This window comes from Pseudomonas sp. NPDC089569 (genome assembly GCF_050280625.1).
Classification (GTDB): domain Bacteria; phylum Pseudomonadota; class Gammaproteobacteria; order Pseudomonadales; family Pseudomonadaceae; genus Aquipseudomonas.
This window is the reverse complement of the sequence record NZ_JBNNVQ010000013.1, coordinates 42,545-62,894: the sequence shown is the minus strand read 5'-3', so window position 1 is coordinate 62,894 and position 20,350 is coordinate 42,545. Positions and strand designations below refer to the sequence as shown.

Sequence of the window (20,350 nt, the reverse complement as noted above, 5' to 3'; positions counted from 1 at the left end):
CGCTGCGGTTTTTAACGAACATGAAGGGAGGATGAGCCGATGGTGCAGGATGTTTCGTTCGACGTTCGCAACAACAATGGTGAGGCCGTGCAGGTCGGCGCCTGGCGCTTCGCAGGCGAGGGACGCGGTCCTTCCGTGCATTTGCAGGCCGGGGTGCATGCCGATGAAATTGCCGGGATGCTGGTGTTGCATCTATTGATGCAGCGCCTTCGGACCGCCGAGTCCGAGGGGCGGCTCAAGGGAAGCGTGACGGTGGTGCCGCAGGCCAATCCCCTGGGCATCGGCCAGTTTCGTCAGGGGCGGATTCTGGGGCGCTACCACGATGCCACCGGGCACAACTTCAACCGCGGCTTCGATCAATCGGCGGCGCTCAAGCGTCCCTCGACCAACGTGCAGGAATGGCAAAAAAAACTGGTGCAACTGGCGGCGCCGGCCGACGTCATGCTCGACCTGCACACCGACGACGAAGCGCTGCCATACCTCTACGTACACCGCAGCTTCTGGCCCCGAGGTCGTGAACTGGCCGCGGCGATGAAGATGGACGTGGCGATCGTCTGGGATGACGGTGGTGACGGTTCGTTCGAGGAAACCATCATTGCGCCCTGGCTGCGCCAGGGCAGCACCGACGGGCGCATGGCCGCGACGCTGGAGCTTCGGGGGCAGGGCGACGTCAGCGATCACTTCGCCGGGCAGGATGCCGAAGGGCTCTATGCGTGGCTGTGCGGGTATGGGGTGATCGAGGATTCGGTGACACCCGCTGACTGGCCTGTGGAGAAGGTGGAAATGGGCCACATGGAAACCATCCTGGCGCCGCAGCCGGGGGTAATGATTTTTGAAAAGGAACTGGGGGACATCGTCGAAGAGGGACAACGCTTTGCCCGCATCCTGCGGCGTCCAGGCGATCCGTCCTCGGAGGTGGTGCTGTATGCCGAACAGACCGGGCGCCTGGTCACGCGCTACCGGGATCGGTTGATCGCACAGGGCATGGGGGTGGCCAAGTTCACCGGCAGTCGCCCTTCACGTAACTGGAGTGGCGGCTTGCTGGACCCGAACTAAAGAAAATCCCTACAAACAAAGGTGATCTCCCGAATACCTTGCCAGTCAACCTTGCCCTAGGCTGCCGGATTCGCAGCCCGTGCGGGCTGCCCACTGGCGGAGTTTGGCATGCGGCTTTTTGAGTTGATCACCTTTACGGTCCGGGTTCGCACCGTTGCCCAGGCACTGGCAAAAATCGAGACAGCACTGGCCGACCCCGAGGTTGGCGGCACGCTGATGGGCTGCTGGGCGTCGGAAATCGGGCAGTTGAATCAAATCGTCGTACTGCGTGGCTTTGCCGATGAGCATGCACGGCAAATGGAGCGCGAGCGGTTCCTGGCGGCGGGCACGGCGTTCGGTATCAACGAGTTCATCACTGATCTGCGTATCGAAAACTACAGCCTGTTTCCTTTCCTCGAACCCCTGAGCGCCGGCCACCACGGACCCTACTACGAGTTGCGCGTCTACGATCTGGTCAGCTCCGGGCTGCAACCGACACTCGACGGCTGGCGCAAAGCGATAGAGCCGCGCACTGCCGAGCAGTACTCGCCGGTTTACGCAGCGTTCTACGCCACCGACGGTGACTTGCCCCGATACCTGCACATCTGGCCATGGACCACGCTGGAACAACGCTTGCGGGTGCGCACTCAAGCCGTGGCGGACGGCGTGTGGCCACCGGAAAACTCCGGCCCGCAACTGCGCGACATGCGCTCGACGATCTGCCTGCCAGCGGCGTTTTCGCCTTTGCAATGAGTGGGTAGGGTGGTGGGTGGCAAACCACTCGTTTTGGGGGGCGACCTTGTCCTGGGGCAAATGCAACCATTGGGGCACCAGAACAATAGGAGCCACAGTGATGAGCGCCATCAAGCCCCAGTCGCATGTACCCGTTGCGCGGGTCGTTCTCGAGCACCCGCCCGTTTCAATACATTCACCCATACAAAGACTTTCAGCCGGTCAAGGGCCCTTGAAGAGGGCGGCCGAATGAAAGTACTTGTTGCTGTCAAGCGAGTGGTCGACTTCAACGTCAAGGTTCGCATCAAGTCCGACAATACCGGCGTTGATCTGAGCAACGTGAAAATGGCGCTCAATCCGTTCTGCGAAATCGCAGTCGAAGAAGCCGTGCGCTTGAAAGAGAAAGGTATCGCGACAGAAATCGTCGTGGTCTGCGTTGGTCCGGCTACTGCCCAGGAGCAATTGCGCACTGCACTGGCATTGGGTGCCGACCGCGCCATTCTTGTGGAGTCCACCGACGATCTGAATGCCCTGGCCATTGCCAAGCTGCTCAAGGCCGTTGTCGACAAGGAACAGGCGCAACTGGTGATACTGGGCAAACAGGCCATCGACAGCGACAACAACCAGACCGGCCAAATGCTGGCGGCGCTGTGCGGCTATGGTCAAGGCACGTTTGCCTCGAACGTGGAGGTCACGGGCGACAAGGTCACGGTGACCCGTGAAGTCGATGGCGGATCGCAGTCGGTTGCCTTGCGCCTACCGGCGATCGTGACCACGGACCTGCGCCTCAACGAGCCGCGCTATGCCTCGTTGCCCAACATCATGAAAGCCAAGAAAAAACCGCTCGAAGTGATTACTCCAGATGCACTGGGCGTTGCTGTGACCACCACCCTGACCCTTGTGAAAGTCGAAGCACCGGCCAGTCGCAGCGCCGGCATCAAGGTCAAGTCGGTGGCAGAGCTTGTCGAGAAACTGAAAAACGAAGCGAGGGTGATCTGATGGCAATTCTGGTTTTTGCAGAGCACGCAGGCGATACCCTTGCCGCGGCAACGCTGAACACCCTGGCAGCGGCCACTGAAATCGGTGGCGACATTCATCTGCTGGTCACCGGCTGCAACGTTGGCGGTGTCGCACAATCGGCGACGAAGATTGCCGGCGTCGCAAAAGTGCTGGTCGCCGACAATGCGGCCTATGCCAATCAGCTTGCGGAAAATGTCGCGCCCTTAATGGCTCACCTGGTGCTTGAGCAAACCACCATCTATAGCCACGTGCTCGCACCGGCCACGTCCAATGGCAAGAACATCTTGCCGCGTGTGGCGGCAATACTGGACGTCGACCAGATCTCCGAGATCATCTCGGTCCAGGGCCCTGACACGTTCAAGCGGCCGATCTATGCCGGCAATGCCATCGCTACGGTCCAGTCATCGGCCGCCGTGAAGGTCATTACCGTGCGCGCCACAGGGTTCGATCCGGTTTGCGCCGAGGGTGGTTCGGCTGCGGTTGAGCAAGTTGCTGCAGTCTTCGACGCAGCCACCTCCGGTTTCGTCGATGAGCAACTGGCCAAGTCCGATCGTCCGGAACTGACCGCTGCCAACATCGTCGTTTCGGGCGGGTGCGGGATGCAGAACGGCGACAACTTCAAATACCTGTATGCCCTGGCCGACAAACTGGGGGCCGGTGTCGGTGCCTCGCGCGCCGCCGTCGACGCCGGTTTCGTACCCAACGACATGCAGGTCGGGCAGACCGGCAAGATTGTCGCACCACAGCTTTATATTGCCGTAGGCATTTCCGGGGCGATCCAGCACCTGGCGGGCATGAAAGACTCCAAGGTGATTGTGGCAATCAACAAGGACGAAGAGGCGCCGATCTTCCAGGTGGCCGATTACGGTCTGGTCGCGGACCTGTTCGAGGCCGTGCCTGAGCTGCAAGCCGCGTTATAGATCGCAGATCACTCCCGTAGCCGCTGGCGAACCTGCGACAGCGGTGTACGGGTGTTTCTATCAAAGGAGCGTTTGATGGCCACGAATCCGTCTTCGCGGATACCGCTGATTTACCCCTGCGGTGAGCCGCCTGCCTCGGGTACGGCCAGGGAAATCGCTCCAGGCGTGCTATGGCTGCGCATGCCGTTGCCACTCTCCCTTTCGCATATCAATGTGTGGGCTGTACGCGACACCGAAGGGTGGGCGATTTTCGATACCGGGATGCACACCGAGGCGACCGTGCAAGCCTGGCGCAGCCTGGTCGGTGCCGGGTTGCCGCTCGGTGAACGTGGCCCCAACCGGGTACTGGCGACCCATATGCACCCCGATCATATCGGCATGGCCGGTTGGCTGACCCAGGAGTTCGACGCGCCTTTGTGGATGACGCAAGGCGAATACATGATGGCGCGCGTGCTGATCGCCGACGCCGGGCACGCCGCCCCGCTCGAACATGTGAAGTTCTACCGCCTCGCCGGTTGGGGCGCCGCCTCGCTGGACAGATACCGCAAGCGTTTCGGTGGCTTCGGCAAACGGATCTACTCGCTGCCACAGAGCTATCGACGCTTGCGCGATGGGCAGACTTTGCAAATTGGCGAGCACCAATGGCAGGTCATCGTGGGCGCCGGCCATTCGCCAGAACATGCCTGCTTTTATTGCCCGCAATTGAAGCTGCTGATCTCCGGCGATCAGGTACTGCCGCGCATCTCGTCCAACGTATCGGTGCTGGCCATCGAACCACAGGCCAACCCGCTGGACGACTGGCTGCAATCACTGGACAAGATCAAACGGCAAGTACCGGATGACGTTCTGGTATTGCCCGCCCACGACGATCCCTTTCATCGTTTGCATGCACGCCTCGATCACCTGGATCGCAGCCAACGTCGGGCGCTTGATCGGTTGCTTGCATTGTTGTCCGAAGGGCCCAAGCGTGTCGTCGATGTGTTTTCGGTACTGTTCGCCCGCAGGATTGACGAGGACACCTTGCCGCTTGCCACCGGCGAAAGCCTGGCCAACCTGAACTACCTGATCGAGCAGGGCAGTGTCGCGGTGACGGAAGATGAGGAGGGTGTTGCCTGGTATCGACTTGTACCGGCCGAGCCCCGAGGCTCCTCCCACTAACGCCACCCCTCGAGGTGTTCGCTCAGGTGAACTGTGTTGCCAAACCCTGAAGCTCCACGCGAAGACGTCGCAGATTTTCGTCGAACGTATCGGGGCGCGGGGAGGGCGCATGGCTTTCACGTTCAAGCGCTTCGCAGCAATCGACAATGGACTGGGCCGCGATCATTCTGGCAGGGCCCTTGATACGGTGTGCAAGGTCGGCGATGGCCGGCAAGTCGCCCTTTTCGATTGCCGATTGCAGGGCTTCAAGATCTCCCTCACTGGTTTGCACCAGAGAGTGGACCAGTGCCCGCATCAGCTCGGGGTCAAGCCGGTTGCCGGTACTCGCGCCAGGTGCAGGTGTGGGCTGCCGTACCGGAAAAAGACCGGTCAGGCATTGTTGGAGATCGCAAAGCAGCAGCGGCTTGAACAGGCAGGCGTCCATGCCCGCCGCCAGGCATTTTTCGACTTCTTCATGTTGCGCGTTGGCCGTGTAGGCCACGATGGGCTTGCGCGGCTGGCTGGCAGACTCCTCTCGGGCCCGGATCTGGCGCGCCAGTTCATAGCCACTCATGCCTGGCATGTTGCAGTCGGTGAAAACCAGATCGACAGCCGCGCGGCTCAGCATATCCAGCGCAGCCAGGCCGCCCTCGGCTTCCTGGGTCGAATGGCCCAGATACTGAAGCTGTTGCGTGACCAACAGACGATTGGTCGGGTGATCATCGACCACCAGCACCGTCAGCTTCCTTGGGGTGTCGGGCTGTCCGGCCGTCGTCCATGATGCGGCTGGGGGCGCTTCGATTTCGGCGGCCAGCGTCAGCGGCAACTCCAGGTGAACGGTAGTGCCGTGACCCGGAGTACTTTCCAGATACAACTGGCCATTCATCAGCTCGCAGATGGACTTGCAGATGGAAAGCCCCAGCCCGGTTCCGCCACGCGCCGCATGATCGGGACCGGTCACCTGGGTGAAGGGCGTGAACAGGCGGCGCTGGTCGGCGGGGCTGATGCCGATGCCGCTGTCGCGCACGATCAGATGAAAGATGATCGTGCCTGCCTCAGCCGGGCGGGTATCGGCACTGATGGCGACGCTGCCCTCGTCGGTGAATTTGATCGCATTGCCCAAAAGGTTGGAAAAAACCTGCTTGAAGCGCGGCGCATCGATCAGCACACGCGTGTGAATGCTGCTGTCGAGCGTCAGGTCGAGTTGCAAGGCTTTCTGCTTGCCGAGCCCCTCGAAAACGCGGACGACCGAAAGGACCAGCTCGCCGAGGTTATGCGCTGCGGTGGTCAAGGTCATGTTGCCGGCTTCGATCTTGGAGATGTCGAGTATGTCTCCGATCAACTCCAGCAGGCCGAGGGACGCGTTATAGGCCACTTCGGTCGCTTCTCGACTGGTCTGGCCTGCATCGATCTGGTGAAGCGCCAGTTCGAGCATGCCGATGACGGCATTCATCGGCGTGCGGATTTCGTGGCTCATCGTGGCCAGGAACGTGCTTTTTACGCGACTGGCCTGGTCGGCCTGTTCCTTGGCGGCACTGAGCGCTTCAATCAGGCGCAGGCGCTCGCCGATATCCAACAGGCCGCCGATGACCCCGCAAATTTCACCCCCGGCGTTTCGGTAGGGATGAATCCAGTGGAACACATGCCGGGTAGTCCCATTGACGTGTAGCTGCCGGTCGCTTTCCAGGGCTTGGCCGCTGCTGACAACCTGCTCGTAGTCGCGTTCCAGTTGCCGCCGTTCCTGGGGAGGGATGGTGCGAATCACGCGAGTTGGTCGACCGATCAACTCTGCCCTGGGCGTCTGGGTGAACTCCAGCAGCTTGTCGTTGCAGCTCAACAGGCTGCCGTCCTTGTCGCGGACATAAATCGGGTGGGGAATTCCATTGATGAGCGCCTGCTTGAATGCCAGTTGTTCGGCAAGCGCGACCTTGGTCCGTTCGCGCTGCCGGATCTGACGACGCAAGTACAGTATCCAGAGTAAGGTCAGTGCAAGAAACGCAATCGCCGCGATGAGCACCCGGATAAAGGCCTGCTTGTAGTGCTGCCAGGTGGTTTCCGTTTGTGTGGCATTTGTCCGCCAGCGGGTCGCCAGTGTATTGATTTCGCTGGGAGGAATGAGCAGCAGGACCTTGTCCATCACCTCTATCAGGGTTTGATCGGGGCTGGCGAAGGACACCTGCGCCTCGGGTGCGCCGGCCAATCCTTCGATCTTCAGGTTCGGTCTGTCGAGCACATTGAGCAGATACTGGGCAGTGGATAGACCGGCGACGGCAAGATCCGCATCGTTCGATTCCACGGCAAGCAGGGCATCGCGAAAGCTTTCGGTCTCGATTATTTGCATCTCTGGATGGCGAGTGCGGATGAACGTCTCGAGCGGATGGCCGCTGGCCAATGCCAGGCGCTTCCTGCTCCCGGCAGTGGCATCGGACCGGCTGATGTAGACGTAGGTGCCGACCGCGAACGGCCGCGTGTAGTAAAGGTTTGGCGTTTGTGCGGTGGGGGAGGCGATGATCAGGTCGGCCTTGCCCGAGATCAGGTCCGCGCTCACGTCCTTGGCTTGCGCGTGCCGGTCGATGATGAAGCGCTGGCCGGTCTGTAACGAGATGATGTTGAGCAAGTCTGCGACCAGGCCACTGTAGCGCCCGTACTCGTCATAAAAGGAGAGCGGCGCAAGATCCTCCACCGCGCCGAAAACGAGTGATGGGTGCGCGGTCAGCCAGTTGGCTTGAGACGGTGTCAAATCGATCGTGTTGTCTGAACCGAAGCTGACACCACCGGACCACCGCTGACGGATTTCATCGCGTCGGTCGTCCGTCAGACCGGCCAGCACACTGTTGATCGCCTGCAGCAGCTGCGAATCGTCATCACGCACCGCGAAGCCGATGCCGCGAACAAGCGGTACCTTGCGGGTCAGCGGGCGGACATAGTTGTAGTAGCTGCGGTTGATGATGTAGCCGGCGCTCAGCGCATTGCCCACATAGAGATCCAGATTACCGAAGGCGACGGCAGCGATCGCCTCTTCGTCAGTGGGATAGAAATGAAGGGATGCCCCCGCAAATACGCGTTGCGCTTGCGCCGCAGACAGATAACCGCTCTTGATCGCCAGCGACAGATTGTCGAACTGATCGAACCGACGCCGTTCATTGGCTCGATTGAACAGCTGTGGGCTGTCCGACACATAGGGGATGCTGAGCCGGACAGGTCGACTGGCGATTTCATCGGCCGTGAGGGTACTCAGCAGGTCGACCTCATGCTGCTCCAGTGCATCGAGAGCAGAGGCCGGGTTGTCAAATCGTCGAACCCTGATTTCGACGTCCAGGGAGTTTTTCAGGAGGCCGAGATAATCGGCGGAAATACCTTCGTAAGCCCCATTGGAAACCGTAATGTCGAAGGGGCGAAAGTCCGGCTCGATCATGCCGACCACGATCCGCGGACGAGTCCGCCCGAACTGTGAGGCGACGGGGTCATCGAGATGCAGACCGTAATGGGTGCGGGACAACAATTGCACTTCATCAGCCCTGACGGCGATGGCGGCCAGGATGGCGATGCAGAACAGAAGTGCATAAGGGAATCTTTTCATTGTCTGCCCGCAAATGACTGAACGATTACGATCAAGACAGGTTCAGACGACACCGTTGCGCCTTGCGCAATCAACCAGCTCCACGTTGTTGCTCACGCCCAGTTTCTGCATGATCCGGGCTTTGTAGGTGCTCACGGTTTTTTCGCTGAGCAGCATGGTGGTGGCAATGTCCTTGATCCGTTCGCCCTTGACGATGGACTGAAGCACCATCAGTTCGCGGTCGGTCAATGTGTCGAATGCCGGCCGGCCACTCTCCGCTGTGCGACCGGCGTGGATACCTTTGGGAAAGTATTCATAGCCCAGACTCACTGCCCTGACAGCGCTGAGCAGTTCATCCAGGTTCTCGGTCTTGTTCAAATAGCCGGAGGCGCCGGCATTGATGCAACGAATGCCGAAAATCGAAGAGGATTGCGAGGTCAACACCAATGTTTGCGTGCTAAGGCCGATGTTGCGCATGCGGGCAATCACATCAAGCCCATCGAGCATGGGTATTCCAATATCGATGATGGCAATGTCCGGCTGCGTTTCCTTGGCCAATCTGATTGCATCGATGCCATTGTCGGTCTCCGCGACGATCTGGTGGCCATCACGCTCCAGCGTCATCCTGACTGCGAGCCTAACCGTAGGGTGATCGTCGACAATCATTATCTTGCTCATGGCTACCTCGAAGGCATCAGGCCTTCATTTGACTACGGGTGCACCGCGCCTGCTGTGAAACGGCGGCGCATTCTCTTCGATTCTTTCTATCCATGAAAGGCAACCTGTTTTTATAGGGAAAACCCTACGCCATTTTCAGGATAGCCTGCAGGGATACTTCTATATCGTATTCGTATGAAACTTCTTGAGGTGTTTCACGAAAACAGCCCAGGTTTTGGTTCTTGACGACTCTTGGCGGCCGCGCTCCGTCGCTTGTATTTGGCTGATTGTTTTTCAGGGGGGGGATAACGCCCTAATGAAAAAAACACAGCTACAGGTGGTTCATGGTGCCGTATCTGAACTTGAGTCTCTGTGTGCTCAGCCACGAGCAGAATAAATAATGGATTTTTATAAAACAGGCCCGTGCAAAAAAAACATCCTATTATCTATTTAAGAGGCAAAAATGAAGAGCAGTAAGTGCGCGCGTCGAAAGGTAATTGCGGGTGCAATGTTGTTTGCAACACTTCCAATGGCGAGCAAGGCATTGGCAGCTCACACACTGGATAATACCAGCTTGACGATTGATGGTACTGCCCCTGTTGAGCAATGGACGCTCAAGAATGAGGCGCAACTGAATATCATCGATGATGGGCATGCGCTCGTTGTTAACGGTAATAATTCTACCTTGACCATGGATGGTGGGCTCCTGGCAAGCGCCAGCTTGACTGATAATTCCACAGCCAACTTTGACAACGCTGTGGTACGGATAGTGGCAGCACCTTTTTCAACAGCGTTTACACTCAGCAAGTCCACAGCAGTAGCTAATAAGAGTCTGTTCTTTTCCACTGGCTATGGTATCGATATCAGCCAAAACTCGGCATTGACGCTTGTTGACAGCTCAGTTACGGCTCAAAGTGGGGTAGGGGTAGGTGTCCGGGACAGTGTTGCACGAATTGAAGATAACTCCATCATAGTTGGGCAGATGAGCGGCGTAAAAATTAGTGCGGCGGCAGGTAAAGTCAGTTCGCTCAGGATCAGTGACTCTTTAGTTACCGGGATGGATGGAGCGGCTATCGATGTGAAAGGGGTCGGGGCAGCTGGAGAGGTCAATATTGAAGTTCTTGATAACACTGTCTTGAAAACCAGGAGCGACAGCGGAAATCTGATCAACATCTCGCAGGGATTCACCACACATCTCTTAGTTGATAACAGCGTCTTGAATGGAAACATTGTATCCGCTGAAAATGCTTATACTGAGCTCACTGTCGGCAATCATGCGCATATTCTTGGCCAAATAAGTAATGTGGACAAGGTGACCATCAATGACAGTACGGTGGTAGGTAATATTGCGGCTGCTCCGGATGACGAAAGTGAATTGGAATTGAATCATTCTGTGCTCACAGGGCAATTGAGTGATATCGACAGACTGAAAATCAATTCATCCGTCTGGAACGTATCGGATAGCAGCCAGGTAGGGAACGCCGCTCTACATGATACAGTCATCAATTTCACCCCCAATCTGCTTCGAGCTGATGACTATAGAACGCTCCACATTGATGATCTCAGCGGCAATGCTACTTTCGTGATGAACACCGACATTGGATCAGGTAAAGGAGATCTGCTCACTACCAACCATGCTACTGGTTCATTTCACTTGGCCATTAAAAATACCGGATTAGAGCCACAGGACTCGAACTATCGCCACCAGGTTGTCGATGGTACCAGTGGGAACGCCACATATTCTCTGTTATCCGGTAAATCCGTTGATGTGGGTACCTATCAATACGATCTCACCCAGGATGGTCAGGACTGGTATCTGACCCAGGTCAAGGATTCCGGCGGGGGCGCGGTCGTCACGCCCGTCGCCTCAGCGGTGCTGGATATCTACCGTTCCAGTGGCAGGCTCTTGCTTGCCGAAAGCGACTCGATTCACCAGCGGCTGCAAGGCACCCGCGACAACACTCAGAAAAAGGGCTTGTGGTTGCAGGGGTACACGAAAGAGTTTGAAGAAGATTCCTTTCTCAATCAGAGCAATCTGTATCAACAACATGGCGCTACGCTGGGTGCAGACATGTCCCTGGATGAATATCCGGTTACCCTGGGTCTGTTCGTGGGTGAAAGTAAAAGTGATGTTGGCCTGAATACCGGCAATGATGACGCCAAGAGTTATTACCTGGGTGCTTACAGCACCGTCAAGTCTGACACCGGTTATTACCTTGATACCATTGTCAAATTCAACAAGACGGACAGAAATCCAAAAGTGACCATGTCTGACGGTACTGTCACGAAGGGGAAAACCAGCTACAACTCGGCAACGCTCTCCGTCGAAGCCGGGCGCGAGTTTGCCTTGCCTGATGATTACTTCGTCTCGCCATTTGTTCGTGCCACGACTTCCTGGATCGAAGGCGATAGTGTCGAGATGGATAACGGTCTTACAGCCAAGGCCGATGGGCAAAGAGTGACCGAAGGGAAAATCGGTTCCCTGTTCGGAACCAACATCAGGGTTGGAAATGTTGCGGTCAAGCCATACGTTGCCGCCGCCTATACAAAGAACCAATACAAGAATAAAAATGAAGTGTCGGTCAATGACAATAAATTCGACAGTGATTTGTCCAGCGAAGGTTATTCCGTCGAATTTGGCGTCTCCACGAAACTGAACAATTCCTGGAAAGTGCAGGTAAGCGCCGAACACTCCGAAGGTAATAATTATGATGAGCCTTGGGGTGCGAACGTGACAGTGAATTACCTGTGGTAACTGTTCAGACGCGCTTTTGAAATCGTTATTCGTAAATCGATTTCAATCACAGCCTCTGGAGTATCCGGTTGGTCAGGCTGGGTGCTCCGGCGGCGGATTTTAGGGAAATCCCTACAGCATCATCAGGAAATGCGCTTGCCGGTCCGGTGTAACTTTAACCCATACACCCGATCGTGAAGGGCTTTATGAAATCAATGAAAGTGCTTTTGCTCCAAGACAATCCATTCCTGTGTTCCGTGATTAAAACTTCGCTTGCGAGTTTGGGGATTGTCGATGTCATCGAGGCCAGTATGGGGCGTGAGGCCCTCAGCTTGTTGCGGAGCAAGGGCGCAGTTGATTTTGCGATCTGCGATCTGAAATTGCTGGGCACCGATAGCCTGATGTTCTTCGGTTGTGCCGCAAAGGAAGGGTTCTTGAAGTCGGTAATGATCAGTGGCGACGCAGATAGCGTATTGCGCCAGACGGCGTCAGCGCTGTTGAAGACACTCGGATTGAAATGCCTGGGCGGTCTGGGACGGCCTTATTCTTCGGAAAAAATCAGGGCGCTGATAACCGGTATCGGTTTTGGCGAGGTGTCTTTGTTCAACGTTGGCGTAAAGCCGGAGCTTCCCGGCATCACCGAAGTGCGGCGCGCCTTGCTGGACTGCGAGTTCAGTCCTTACTTTCAGCCTAAATTCGATATCCAGACCGGCAGGGTCGTGGGGGCCGAGGCACTGGCTCGCTGGATCAATCCTCGACAAGGCGTCATGGCCCCTGCGGCATTCCTTCCGGTCATCGAGTCTTGCGGGCTGATCGATGAACTGTTCCGGGCAATTTTCTCGCAAGGGTTGTTGTTGCAAAAGAAGATGCGGCAACAGGGCGCAATTGCATTGCCGCTGGCATTCAATCTCCACGCTTCGCAGTTGAGTCGTCGAAACCTGATCAATGATATTGCCGGTTTGCTCGCGTTCTACGAATTGCCCGCCTCTGGCGTGACTTTCGAATTGACCGAGACCGGGGCTCTGGGCAATGACTCGGTGGCATTGGAGACCCTTCTGCGTCTGCGTCTCATGGGGTGCGGTCTGTCAATGGATGACTTTGGTTCAGGCTACTCCTCGATGGGGCGACTGTGTGAACTGCCTTTTACCGAAATCAAGCTCGATGCGCGTTTTCTTCGTGATGGTGATTCACAGTCCAGATCCCTCGAAGTGATACGGGCCAGTGTGTCCATGGCCAAGGCGATGAACGTGACGTTGGTGGTCGAAGGCGTAGAGTCGGCTGAACATATGACACTGCTTCGTTCAATCGGCTGCCAGTTCGCCCAAGGCTATTATTTGGGCAAACCCATGGCGGCCGAATCGGTCGTGTCCTGGTTGCCGTTACGAGCCGGGGGGGCGTGAGCCTTTGTTTTGATTTTCGGGTCATTACATTGCGCTGTAAGCGGGGCTTGTAGCCAGCTCGATTTTTTATCGCGGTATTGAATTCTTATATTTTCACTCATTGAACAAGTGCGATTAATTACGTGTCGACAGGGCATTCGCGATGCCTGGCGAATGCAATAGCCAGAGTGTTGAGTCGAACAAAAAAAGGAGAGGGCGATGAGTTATGCAAGGGCTATTTCTATTGTTGTTCTGATGTCGGCTTCAATTGCAGGAAGAGCAGATACAGATGATTATCCGGAGCCGGCCAGTTTTGCACGCGTTCGCTCCGAAGAAGTGGATCAAAATGGAAGTGATCCTGCGAGTGCGGTTCAACCCGATGAGCGCTTCGATGATTTCATGACGTTGGATAAGGCTGCTCTCAATCTCGGAAAATTCAAAGCGATGGAGTCTGAGGGCATGTCCGTTGACCCCGGCATGCAGTTCAAGATTCCGTTGGAGTCGGCGGTCTTCAAGTTCGGCGATGCGGATCTAAAAAAGAATAATGCATCAGGTTTTGTGGTGTTTTAAGCACTCTGTGCAATATGGGTTGCGCCCCATGTTATTGCGCATGAGTAACTCTCGATTACGGCGGTGATGTAAATGTCTATCAGAAATATAAAGCTGGTTCCCAGGACACTGTTGAGTTTTGGCGTGACCTGCTTGTTGCTGCTGGTGTTGGGCCTGCAGTCACTGTGGCGTATGGACAATGTGCAGTGGGCAGTTAACGACTTGCAGGGCAATTGCTTGCCATCCGTTCGGCAGGCAGCCCGCATTACTGCTACGACCTACCAGTTGCGTGTTGCAAACCTGTTCTTTGCCATCAGTGATGAAGAAACAAGAAATGCCAGTGCGACACAAGTATCCACCTACAAGGATAGGTTGCGTGAAGATACGCGAGCTTATATCCCCCTGATTAACGGCGCTGAAGAAAAGGCCCTGTTTGATGTCGTTAATGCCGATGTTGATTCATATGTAAGGCAAATAGATCAGCTCTTGATCCTGGGCAAAAAGCAGTCGCCGGATGAATTGGTTCAATTCATAAAGTCCAATACCGCGCCTGCGGCGGAAACCCTGTTGAAGTCATCAGAGAATCTGCAGCAGTTGATGGTGAAAAGAGCGGAAAGCTCAAGTCTGATGGCGCAGGAGGAAGTGCACGATAGTGCGACAGCCACTGTATTTTTAATCATTTTCGCCCTGGCTATTACCGTCGTACTGAGCATTGTTTTCTCCAGAAGCATTATCGTTCCGCTGCGGGAGCTTTTGGCGTCGACCAGGCAAATCGCAGCCGGGAAACTTGTCGGTACCGTGGTGATCTCGGGTAAAGATGAAATTACCGAGTTGCAGGTCTCTACCGCAGAGATGCTGTGCAATCTCAAGAGCACGATCCATCACATTTGCGACTCGTCTTCTTTGTTGGCCGCGTCGGCCGAGGAAATGAGCGCCATTGCGCAAGAGTCCAATGCCGGTATCCAGCAACAAAGTATGGAAACCGAATTGGCCGCAACCGCCGTGAATGAAATGACCGCTGCCGTTGAAGAGGTGGCACGTAACGCCGTAGCCGCATCTGTCTCGACCCAACAGTCGGAAAGCTCGGCTCGCACCGGCATGGACAGAGTCACGCAGACCATTTCATCCATTGAAAACCTGAGCGTCGCCGTTCAGGGCACCAGCGCCGAAATCGAACAGCTGGCGGTGCAAACCGTGAACATTGCCAAGGTGCTCGACGTGATACGCGCCATTGCAGAGCAGACCAATCTGCTCGCCTTGAACGCGGCCATCGAAGCCGCCCGGGCGGGTGAACAAGGTCGCGGTTTCGCGGTCGTCGCCGATGAGGTGCGTGCGTTGGCACATCGTACTCAGGTCTCGACGCAAGAAATCGAGCAGATGATCCAAGGCGTACAAACGGGCTCCGAACTGGCGGTGACCTCCATGAGGCAAACCGATATGGAAGCCATGGCTACGTTGCGAATCGCTCAGGAGGCGGGCGCCGCCATCTCGGCAATTACCAAGGCCGTCTTCGATATCAATGAACGCAATTGCTTGATCGCGACCGCCTCCGAAGAACAGGCGCAAGTGGCCAAGTCCGTGGATGAGAACCTGGTCAGCATCAATGATCTATCGATGCGAAGCACTGCCGCCGCGGACCAGATACTGGTTGCCAGCAACGAGCTGTCGGTTCTGGCGGCGGATTTGAACAAGTTGGTAGCGCGATTCACTGTTTAGTGTCGTTGAAATTTAAATGATTGGTTGTTTACTTCGCATTGGCAGGAATCAAAAATGGCGTCTGAATTCAAAAAACAGTATCCAAGTTGCTTGAATACGATATTCATTTCTGAAAGAGAAGTGTGTGATATCAATTGGTTCATCCAACAGTACATTGAAAGCAGACGCCATCGACGAAGCTTTAATGCGAATGACGCGGAATTTGAAATCATGGCGGCCCTCAGGAAATATCCCGGTGCATCGCCGGTGAGGCTTTTCGAGTTGAATGCATGGCTGGACAGGAGTTTCAGAACGAGTGCCATTTCTCATCCAGGTACTCCATTCCTGAAGCTGATTGTCTGTAATGATCAAATTTCGCTGCGCAACTGATCTCCCTTCGCCAGCTCCCTCAGGATAAAAACCCCAGTGATCGAAAGATCCCTGGGGTTTTTTATTAATCGGCATCGGGCAAGGCAAAAACAGGCGAGGAACGGCCGGGGGCGTGTCCGATTTTACTGGCTGTCAATGAGCATTCCGCGCCTGTTTTTAACGCAGCATGATCGAGTGCGGCCACTTTTCGTACAGAACCTCAAACCACCCCTCAAGAGTGGGGACGGTGCGGTCTACGCTGTTTAACCTGCCAGACTCATATCAACGGCAGGCGCGTGATCCGTTGCAGGCAACCGTCAAGGTGCAGCGTGACCGGCATTCGCGTTACGTCGCTTATGACCATTGCGCGGATCTCATCCGCCAGGAGTTTTGAGCTACGTTGATGCAGCCCCGGCTCAATGCTTGAGCTTGTCGCAAACAATCCGTAGGAGCCAGCGGTGCGGCGATCCGACTTGCCGGCGAGTGCGTATTTGATGGCGCATTCGCCGGCAAGCCTGGCTCCTACGGTACGTTCATTCAGAACAGGCGTTGAATCAGAACGCGGCATTGGCCACGCGCCGTTTCAGGCCTGATCGCGGGTGTTTTTTTGTAGGAGCCAGCGGTGCGGCGATCCGACTTGCCGGCGAAGGCGTATTGAAGGGCGCTTTCGCCGGCAAGCCTGGCTCCTACGGTACGTTCATTCAGAATGGGCGTTGAATCAGGACGCTGCATTGGCCACGCGCCGCTTCAGGCTCAGGGGGTGACTATGTTGAACTGCGAGTCGAAACTGTCGAGCATGCCAAGCAATTCGCCCAGTTTTTTCGCGTTTCCGTCCAGTTTCACCAAACCCTGTTTGGCGGCGTTGGGAAAGTCCAGCTGACGCAGGCTGATCTTGTCCAGCGTGGCTTTGTCCATCTTCACGGTGAGGTCCGCCTGGGGTGCAAGCTGGCCGATGCGATGGGTCAACACGCCGTTGCGCAGCGTCAGGCTGAACGACTGCCCGAGGTCTTCGAACACCCAGTTCAGGTTCATGTCGTGCCCCTGGGCTCGGTCCGAGTCCAGGCGAATGGCCAGGTAGTCAAAGAACATGTCGGGGGTCATTGCCCTGGCCAGGTCGGCCTTGGGGGCGCCGGTTTCATATTTGGGCGTTCCCTGGCGCAGCTCCATGGCTCCGGTCAGGTAGATGTTGCGCCAAAGGGTGTTTTCGCTTTGATAACCGAGCTGCTCCAGGGCGCGGGCTTGCAGTTCACGAGCGGCCTGGTTGTCCGGTGCTGCGAAGATCAACTGATTACCCAGTTGCACAGCCCAGCGGTACTCGCCCTTGTCGACAGCTGCCTGCAGGAGCTTGAGGACGGCCTCCTGGCCGCCGAGGGCCTCGACGTAATGCTTGCCGGCCTCTACAGGCGGAAGTGGATCGAGGTTGGCCGGGTTGCCATCGTAATAACCCAGGTACCGCTGGTAGACCGCCCGGGAGTTATGGCTCAGTGAGCCGTAATAGCCGCGGGTATACCATTTGTTCTCCAGTTCGCCGGGCAGCTTGTCCATTTTCTCGGCAATTTCCGCAGGCGTCAGGCCCTGGTTCATCAGGTGCAGTGCGCGATCATTGAGGAACGCGTACATGTCGCGCTGGTCTGCAAGGAAGGTGCGAATGCGCTCGCCCGTCCAGACCGGCCAGTTGTGCGAAACGAACATGACATCGATCTTGTCGCCATATCGCGCAAGGCTGATGTCGATGTACTGGGCCCACGCCTTGGCATCACGCACCAGTGCGCCGCGCGGGGTCAGTACGTTGTGCATCATCTGCGTGCTGTTCTCCGACATGCACAGGGCACGCAATTGCGGGAAGAAGAAGTTCATCTCCGACGGCGCCTCGGTGCCGGGGGTGAGTTGAAACTCGACCTCGATGCCGGCAATCGTGTGCGTCTCGTATTCGTCCTTGATCAGGTTCGTGGGGGGGATCAGCGAAAGCGTGCCGTTGGCAGGGATTGACTTGCCCATGCCGGAATCCACCTGGCCCTGCTCGCCACGGGGCAGGAAGGTCCCGAACTGGAACTGACCGCGGCGGCTCATGGCATTGCCGGCGAAAATGTTCTCGCTGATGGCGTGCTCCATGAAGCCTGACGGTGCGTAGATCTTGACTTTGCCCGCCTTGACGTCGTCCTCGTTCACCACCCCGCGCACACCGCCAAAATGATCGGCATGGCTATGGCTGTAGGCGACTGCGACCACCGGCTTTCTGGGCCGGTTCTGATAGTAGAGTTCCAGGGCCGCCCTGGCGGTTTCCTCGAAGGTCAACGGGTCGATGATCAGCAGGCCATCTTCGCCCTCGACAATGGTCATGTTGGCCGCGTCCATGCCCCGCAATTGATAGATATGCGGGACGACCTCGAACAGGCCGGCGTACTTGTTCAGTTGGGCAATACGCCACAGGCTGGGGTTGATCGTATCGGGTGCCTGTTTGGCATCGAGGAACTTGTAGGCGTCGATGTCCCAGACGACCTTGCCCTCGGCGTTCCTGATCTGGCCCTTGAACGGGGCGATCAGGCCGCGACTGGCCGACTCGTAGTCGGTTCGATCGGAAAAGGGCAGGTGCTTGAGGACTTCGGCATTCTTCTGGGCGGTGACGGTACTGGCAGGCTGGCTGGTGGAATCAACATTGGCCAGGACCGGGTGACACAAGCTCGCGGCAACGGCCCCAGCTATCAATCCCCGGCGAAAACGCGCAAGGAACATCGCTTTCATACACACTCCGGACGTTATTGTGATCAAGGGAATTCGGCGTGAAGCGGGCCAGAACTGCTGGCCCGCTCGACAGGGATTTACTGCAGGTTACCGGCCACGGCGATGGTCTGGGCGGTGATGTAGTTCGACTCGGGCGAGCAGAACAGGTACACCGCGTCAGCCGCTTCCCGAGTGGTGCCGGGACGGCCCAGAGGGTTGCGCTGGGAGAACGTCTTGACCGCTTCCGGGCTGACACCGACACGAATGTCACGACCGTCGATGCTGACCGTGGCACCGGCGCTGGCATCGGCCGAGGTCATGCGGGTTTCGATGAAACCGAACGCGACGGCATTGACATTGACCTTAAAGCGCCCCCATTCCCGCGCCAGGGCGCGGGTCATGCCGATCACACCGGCCTTGGCACCGCTGTAGTTCATCTGCCCGGCGTTGCCGTTGAGGGCCGACACCGAGGAAATGTTGACGACCTTGCGAAACACCTCGCGTTCGGCAGCCGCATCGGCCTGGGCCTGGGCCTTGATGACCGGGTAGGCGGCACGCAGGATGCGGAAGGGCGCGGTCATGTGACAGTCGAGAATGGCGTACCACTGCTCGTCGGTCATGCGCTGGACGACATCATCCCAGGTGTAGCCGGCGTTGTTGACGATGATGTCGATGCCCTTGAAATGGTCCACTGCGGTCTTGATGTAGCGCTCGGCGAAGTCCGGGGCACTGACATTGCCGTGGCAGACCGCAGCTTCGCCGCCCAGGTTGCGGATCAGTTCGGCGGTTTCCTGAGCCGGGTCCAGATCCAGGTCATTGATGACGATGCGCGCACCTTCGCTGGCCAGTTTGAGCGCGATGGCCTGGCCGATCCCGCGGCCGGAACCGGTGACCAGCGCTACTTTGCCGTCGAGTTTTTTCATGGTTTTTTTGCCTTTGGACTGTAGGGTTCAGAGTGCGATGACAGCGTCGCCGACGATTTTCACGTCGCCGAACTGGTTCGCGGTGCGGATTTCGACCTTGATGCGGCGTTCACCGTCGGCCTCGAATTTTTCAACGACCTTGCCGTTGCAAATCACCTGATGGCCAAGGTGGGTAATGCCCTGGAAGCGCACACCGAAGTCGCGCAATTGGCGCTGGTCGACCCACTGGGTCAACAGGCGGCCCAGGTAGGCCATCGACAACATGCCGTGGGCGAACACATCGGCCATGCCGGCCTTGCGTGCGTAATCGGTGTCGATATGGATCTGGTTATGATCGCCCGACGCGCCGGCGAACAAGGCCAGCGTCGTGCGGTTGATCGGCGCCAGCGTCAACGGCGGCAGCAGGTCGCCAGGCTCGATGGTGTCGAAGCTCAAGTCGCTCAATGGGTTCATGTCTGTTGTCTCCCGTCAGCCGTTGCGTTGCACGAGTACGCTGCGCAGATCCGCCACGTGGTCGCCGTGCTGGTTGGTCACACGCGTTTCGCGCACCACGAATTCCAGAGCGCCGCCTTTCTTTTCGTAGATGTCGCTGATGCGCATGGAAAAGTGCAGGGTGTCACCGGCATAGGCCATGCGGTGGTACTTGAACGATTCCTCGCCGTGCAGGATGCGCGACGGCACGATGCCCATTTCTTCGCGCCAGCGGTTGGAAGGAATATTGAATTCCAGCGAGAACAGCATGGTAGGCGGCAGAGGCAGGGCAGGGTGTCCGGCATCCCGGGCCGCTTGTACGTCGAAATAGATCGGGTTGGTTTCACCGATGGCCTTGGCAAAGAAACGCAGTTGGCCGGCTTCTGCCGTCACGGAGAAGGAGGCCAGCTCCTTGCCGATGAATTGTTTGTCGATCATGTCAGCTCCGT

17 protein-coding genes are annotated in these 20,350 nt (G+C 57.0%); 10 read left to right on the top strand and 7 right to left on the bottom strand.

Features of this window, described 5'->3' with window-relative positions; all coding sequences use genetic code 11:
• Positions 1–39 precede the first annotated feature (39 nt).
• The 5 genes from ACQKP2_RS08940 to ACQKP2_RS08920 all read left to right on the top strand — a co-directional run bounded on the left by ACQKP2_RS08940 (position 40) and on the right by ACQKP2_RS08920 (position 4,865).
• Positions 40–1,056: a succinylglutamate desuccinylase gene (locus ACQKP2_RS08940; protein WP_427575909.1), complete on the top strand. Its 1,017-nt coding sequence runs from the start codon at positions 40–42 to the stop codon at positions 1,054–1,056.
• A 108-nt stretch (positions 1,057–1,164) separates the two neighbouring features.
• Complete coding sequence (locus ACQKP2_RS08935; protein WP_427575908.1) at positions 1,165–1,788, top strand: NIPSNAP family protein; 624 nt, start codon at positions 1,165–1,167, stop codon at positions 1,786–1,788.
• A 228-nt stretch (positions 1,789–2,016) separates the two neighbouring features.
• Positions 2,017–2,766, top strand: coding sequence for an electron transfer flavoprotein subunit beta/FixA family protein (locus ACQKP2_RS08930; protein WP_427575907.1), 750 nt, complete (start codon positions 2,017–2,019; stop codon positions 2,764–2,766).
• Positions 2,766–3,707 (top strand): electron transfer flavoprotein subunit alpha/FixB family protein, encoded by a 942-nt coding sequence (locus ACQKP2_RS08925; RefSeq protein WP_427575906.1) that lies wholly within the window; start codon positions 2,766–2,768, stop codon positions 3,705–3,707. Before ACQKP2_RS08930 ends, ACQKP2_RS08925 begins: the two co-directional genes overlap by 1 nt.
• A gap of 75 nt (positions 3,708–3,782) precedes the next feature.
• Complete coding sequence (locus ACQKP2_RS08920; RefSeq protein ID WP_427575905.1) at positions 3,783–4,865, top strand: MBL fold metallo-hydrolase; 1,083 nt, start codon at positions 3,783–3,785, stop codon at positions 4,863–4,865.
• A gap of 22 nt (positions 4,866–4,887) precedes the next feature.
• On the opposite strand, the gene ACQKP2_RS08915 is transcribed toward ACQKP2_RS08920, so the two are convergent.
• Positions 4,888–8,424 (bottom strand): ATP-binding protein, encoded by a 3,537-nt coding sequence (locus tag ACQKP2_RS08915; protein ID WP_427575904.1) that lies wholly within the window; start codon positions 8,422–8,424, stop codon positions 4,888–4,890.
• 42 nt (positions 8,425–8,466) lie between these two features.
• Positions 8,467–9,081 (bottom strand): response regulator, encoded by a 615-nt coding sequence (locus ACQKP2_RS08910; RefSeq protein WP_427575903.1) that lies wholly within the window; start codon positions 9,079–9,081, stop codon positions 8,467–8,469.
• Between the two features lie 442 nt (positions 9,082–9,523).
• Between ACQKP2_RS08910 and ACQKP2_RS08905 the strand changes: the two genes are divergently transcribed.
• The 5 genes from ACQKP2_RS08905 (at position 9,524) to ACQKP2_RS08885 (ending at position 15,807) form a co-directional block, all read left to right on the top strand.
• Positions 9,524–11,815, top strand: coding sequence for an autotransporter outer membrane beta-barrel domain-containing protein (locus ACQKP2_RS08905; RefSeq protein ID WP_427575902.1), 2,292 nt, complete (start codon positions 9,524–9,526; stop codon positions 11,813–11,815).
• Positions 11,816–12,000: 185 nt separating this feature from the next.
• Complete coding sequence (locus ACQKP2_RS08900) at positions 12,001–13,194, top strand: EAL domain-containing response regulator (protein WP_427575901.1); 1,194 nt, start codon at positions 12,001–12,003, stop codon at positions 13,192–13,194.
• 198 nt (positions 13,195–13,392) lie between these two features.
• Complete coding sequence (locus ACQKP2_RS08895; RefSeq protein WP_427575900.1) at positions 13,393–13,743, top strand: hypothetical protein; 351 nt, start codon at positions 13,393–13,395, stop codon at positions 13,741–13,743.
• A gap of 72 nt (positions 13,744–13,815) precedes the next feature.
• The gene (locus tag ACQKP2_RS08890; protein ID WP_427575899.1) at positions 13,816–15,438 is read left to right on the top strand and encodes a methyl-accepting chemotaxis protein; all 1,623 of its coding nucleotides are present in this window, start codon (positions 13,816–13,818) and stop codon (positions 15,436–15,438) included.
• Positions 15,439–15,492: 54 nt separating this feature from the next.
• Positions 15,493–15,807, top strand: coding sequence for a hypothetical protein (locus ACQKP2_RS08885; RefSeq protein WP_427575898.1), 315 nt, complete (start codon positions 15,493–15,495; stop codon positions 15,805–15,807).
• Positions 15,808–16,063: 256 nt separating this feature from the next.
• On the opposite strand, the gene ACQKP2_RS08880 is transcribed toward ACQKP2_RS08885, so the two are convergent.
• The 5 genes from ACQKP2_RS08880 to ACQKP2_RS08860 all read right to left on the bottom strand — a co-directional run bounded on the left by ACQKP2_RS08880 (position 16,064) and on the right by ACQKP2_RS08860 (position 20,339).
• Complete coding sequence (locus ACQKP2_RS08880) at positions 16,064–16,354, bottom strand: hypothetical protein (RefSeq protein ID WP_427575897.1); 291 nt, start codon at positions 16,352–16,354, stop codon at positions 16,064–16,066.
• A 185-nt stretch (positions 16,355–16,539) separates the two neighbouring features.
• Entirely contained in the window at positions 16,540–18,519 is a 1,980-nt protein-coding gene (locus tag ACQKP2_RS08875) for an alkyl/aryl-sulfatase (protein WP_427575940.1), read from the bottom strand.
• Positions 18,520–18,605: 86 nt separating this feature from the next.
• Positions 18,606–19,430, bottom strand: a complete 825-nt coding sequence (locus tag ACQKP2_RS08870; protein ID WP_427575896.1) for an SDR family NAD(P)-dependent oxidoreductase — start codon at positions 19,428–19,430, stop codon at positions 18,606–18,608.
• Positions 19,431–19,457: 27 nt separating this feature from the next.
• Positions 19,458–19,883 (bottom strand): MaoC family dehydratase, encoded by a 426-nt coding sequence (locus ACQKP2_RS08865; protein ID WP_427575895.1) that lies wholly within the window; start codon positions 19,881–19,883, stop codon positions 19,458–19,460.
• A 15-nt stretch (positions 19,884–19,898) separates the two neighbouring features.
• Complete coding sequence (locus ACQKP2_RS08860) at positions 19,899–20,339, bottom strand: MaoC family dehydratase N-terminal domain-containing protein (RefSeq protein ID WP_427575894.1); 441 nt, start codon at positions 20,337–20,339, stop codon at positions 19,899–19,901.
• Positions 20,340–20,350 lie beyond the last annotated feature (11 nt).

Coding starts and splice junctions, on each gene's coding strand:
- ACQKP2_RS08940 (WP_427575909.1), top strand. CDS start 40: ATGGTGCAGGATGTTTCGTTCGACGTTCGCAACAACAATGGTGAGGCC.
- ACQKP2_RS08935 (WP_427575908.1), top strand. CDS start 1,165: ATGCGGCTTTTTGAGTTGATCACCTTTACGGTCCGGGTTCGCACCGTT.
- ACQKP2_RS08930 (WP_427575907.1), top strand. CDS start 2,017: ATGAAAGTACTTGTTGCTGTCAAGCGAGTGGTCGACTTCAACGTCAAG.
- ACQKP2_RS08925 (WP_427575906.1), top strand. CDS start 2,766: ATGGCAATTCTGGTTTTTGCAGAGCACGCAGGCGATACCCTTGCCGCG.
- ACQKP2_RS08920 (WP_427575905.1), top strand. CDS start 3,783: ATGGCCACGAATCCGTCTTCGCGGATACCGCTGATTTACCCCTGCGGT.
- ACQKP2_RS08915 (WP_427575904.1), bottom strand. CDS start 8,424: ATGAAAAGATTCCCTTATGCACTTCTGTTCTGCATCGCCATCCTGGCC.
- ACQKP2_RS08910 (WP_427575903.1), bottom strand. CDS start 9,081: ATGAGCAAGATAATGATTGTCGACGATCACCCTACGGTTAGGCTCGCA.
- ACQKP2_RS08905 (WP_427575902.1), top strand. CDS start 9,524: ATGAAGAGCAGTAAGTGCGCGCGTCGAAAGGTAATTGCGGGTGCAATG.
- ACQKP2_RS08900 (WP_427575901.1), top strand. CDS start 12,001: ATGAAATCAATGAAAGTGCTTTTGCTCCAAGACAATCCATTCCTGTGT.
- ACQKP2_RS08895 (WP_427575900.1), top strand. CDS start 13,393: ATGAGTTATGCAAGGGCTATTTCTATTGTTGTTCTGATGTCGGCTTCA.
- ACQKP2_RS08890 (WP_427575899.1), top strand. CDS start 13,816: ATGTCTATCAGAAATATAAAGCTGGTTCCCAGGACACTGTTGAGTTTT.
- ACQKP2_RS08885 (WP_427575898.1), top strand. CDS start 15,493: ATGGCGTCTGAATTCAAAAAACAGTATCCAAGTTGCTTGAATACGATA.
- ACQKP2_RS08880 (WP_427575897.1), bottom strand. CDS start 16,354: ATGCCGCGTTCTGATTCAACGCCTGTTCTGAATGAACGTACCGTAGGA.
- ACQKP2_RS08875 (WP_427575940.1), bottom strand. CDS start 18,519: ATGTTCCTTGCGCGTTTTCGCCGGGGATTGATAGCTGGGGCCGTTGCC.
- ACQKP2_RS08870 (WP_427575896.1), bottom strand. CDS start 19,430: ATGAAAAAACTCGACGGCAAAGTAGCGCTGGTCACCGGTTCCGGCCGC.
- ACQKP2_RS08865 (WP_427575895.1), bottom strand. CDS start 19,883: ATGAACCCATTGAGCGACTTGAGCTTCGACACCATCGAGCCTGGCGAC.
- ACQKP2_RS08860 (WP_427575894.1), bottom strand. CDS start 20,339: ATGATCGACAAACAATTCATCGGCAAGGAGCTGGCCTCCTTCTCCGTG.